We start from the raw sequence: 2,299 nt of genomic DNA on the forward strand, positions 1-2,299 counted from the left end.
AACGTTGACTTAAATTTAGTTTAATACTATAAATTACCTACCGGTAGGTAGGTTGCTGCCATTAATTCACTTTTAAACAATAAAGATAGAGATTGCTATGAAAATTTATGATGTAGAAAACTTTCCAAACCCACTTCGTGTTCGTATCGCTTTAGCTGAAAAAAATGCCACTGCAAATGTTGAGTTTGTACCTGTTGATTTATTAAATGGTGAGCACAGAACAGAAGCCTTCTTAGCTAAAAATCCATTAGCAGGTGTGCCCGTATTAGAGCTAGATGACGGCACGTTTATATCAGAAAGTACCGCTATTACTGAGTATATTGATACCGCATTTGAAGGCCCATCTTTAATGGGTGAAACCGCAAAAGAGCGTGCAGTAATTAACATGATGCAAAAACGCGCAGAATCTATGGTGCTTGACGCTGTGGCAACTTACTTTCATCATGCAACTGATGGTTTAGGTCCAGAGCTTGAAACGTATCAAAATGTGGCGTGGGGTGAAAAACAAGGCGAAAAGGCACGCCAAGGGTTTAGCTATTTTAATGATGTATTAGCGCAATCAGCATTTGTTGGTGGTGAGCAGTTTAGTATTGCTGATATTACATTGTATGCTGGGCTGGTATTTGCTGGATTTGCACAAATAGCAATCCCAAATGAGTTAACCCATTTAGTAGCATGGCAAGAAAAAGTAGCAAAACGCCCAAGTGTTGCTGCTTAATTTACTTGTTTTAGGTTAGGGTTTAAGTAAAACACCGGTTAGGAGCCAAATATGAAAATTGCTGCCGATTTTAGTAAGCGAGTTGTAGTACATAGCGAAACACTCCCGTGGGTTGCATCGCCAATGGCGGGCGTTGATAGACGAGCGCTGGATCGGGTGGGCGACGAAGTTGCTCGCGCAACAACTATTGTTCGTTATGCACCGGGCAGTGAATTTTCACCACATGTACATACAGGTGGTGAGGAGTTTGTTGTGCTAGAAGGTGTATTTCAAGATGAGCATGGCGATTTTCCGGCAGGTTCCTATATCCGTAACCCTCCGCAATCAAAGCATAAACCGGGATCTGAAAACGGCTGCGTTATATTTGTAAAGTTATGGCAGTTTCAGCCAGAGGATCGAACGCATGTGCGTTTGCAAACAGACTTGATGCAAAGTACGGTGCATCCACATTTTAAAAATGTAGCCGTAACACCTTTATATAAAGACGACTTTGAAGACGTAAGCTTATTACACTTTGAGCCTAATGCCGACATGGTTATAAACGCAAAAGGTGGAGCAGAGCTTCTAGTACTTGAGGGCTCGTTTGACGAGCAAGCCGATACCCTTGTAAAAAACAGTTGGTTAAGAGTGCCTATTAATAGCACTATTAATGTTAAAGCGGGAAGTAACGGTGCAAAGGTATGGCTTAAAACAGGCCATTTAACTGATGTAGAAAACCAGATCTCTCGTGTACAAAACGCATAATTGAGTAGTTTATTTAAGATTATTTATTGATCTAGTTCAGGGCTATTTATTGATTTAGTTCAGGACTAATTAACTTTAGAAGGTGTATTTTTGTTACTTACTATTTAAGGAGAGTGGCAATGGTACACACAATACATGGTTTATCTATTGGTCTTGAACGTGCAGGACGAGAGTTTTTTTTAAAACTTAAAGCCGTTGGTACACTTACTCACGACGACTATAAAATAATCACCCCAATGATAAATTCAGCACTTAGCGAAGTTAATCATCCTGTAGTAAATGTTTTAATAGATGGTAGTGAACTTGAAGGCTGGGAACTACGCGCAGCGTGGGACGACCTCAAGTTAGGTGTTAAGCACTCTAAAGAATTTAAAAAAGTAGCTATTTACGGTAATAAAGAGTGGCAAGCGCGAATGGCGAAAATAGGTAACTGGTTTATATCGGGTGAGGTTCAATACTTTGAAAATGCTACCGCAGCCATAGATTGGCTAGACGAATAGCCTGATTGAAAACTTAAATTAAAGCACTCTTATAGAGTGCTTTTTTGCTTTATGGATAACGTTATTTGATGAATTACTATAACTGGCGCGGGCCATATAGCTATAATCGAATGCTTGCCCCTGCTGTAGCAGAAGACAAACTTAACTTACTGTCCGGAATTAGTTGACCACAACAGTCTTGTTTTGTAGTAAGAGCGCTAATGACTTATTTTAATGGATGAAATGAAATAACCCGGCGATAAAAGATAAATTATTAATCTTAAATTAAATTTAATGGCACCGTTTTGTATATTTCATTAGGGTGGCAGTCTAGTTCAGTAAAAAGATGAACGCTTAG

Annotated in this window: 3 protein-coding genes; all 3 read left to right on the forward strand. The window is 39.4% G+C overall.

Translation table 11 applies throughout. From position 1 onward, the window contains the following. Positions 1-97 precede the first annotated feature (97 nt). On the forward strand, positions 98-718 hold the full coding sequence (locus tag GQR46_RS18860) for a glutathione S-transferase (protein WP_165728991.1): 621 nt from the start codon (positions 98-100) through the stop codon (positions 716-718). A 51-nt stretch (positions 719-769) separates the two neighbouring features. Beyond that, complete coding sequence (locus GQR46_RS18865) at positions 770-1,462, forward strand: cupin domain-containing protein (RefSeq protein ID WP_165728990.1); 693 nt, start codon at positions 770-772, stop codon at positions 1,460-1,462. A gap of 119 nt (positions 1,463-1,581) precedes the next feature. Then, the gene (locus tag GQR46_RS18870; RefSeq protein ID WP_165728989.1) at positions 1,582-1,962 is read left to right on the forward strand and encodes an STAS/SEC14 domain-containing protein; all 381 of its coding nucleotides are present in this window, start codon (positions 1,582-1,584) and stop codon (positions 1,960-1,962) included. Positions 1,963-2,299 lie beyond the last annotated feature (337 nt).

It is taken from the genome of Pseudoalteromonas sp. Z1A6 (genome assembly GCF_011378745.1).
Classification (GTDB): domain Bacteria; phylum Pseudomonadota; class Gammaproteobacteria; order Enterobacterales; family Alteromonadaceae; genus Pseudoalteromonas; species Pseudoalteromonas arctica.

Coding starts and splice junctions, on each gene's coding strand:
- GQR46_RS18860 (WP_165728991.1), top strand. CDS start 98: ATGAAAATTTATGATGTAGAAAACTTTCCAAACCCACTTCGTGTTCGT.
- GQR46_RS18865 (WP_165728990.1), top strand. CDS start 770: ATGAAAATTGCTGCCGATTTTAGTAAGCGAGTTGTAGTACATAGCGAA.
- GQR46_RS18870 (WP_165728989.1), top strand. CDS start 1,582: ATGGTACACACAATACATGGTTTATCTATTGGTCTTGAACGTGCAGGA.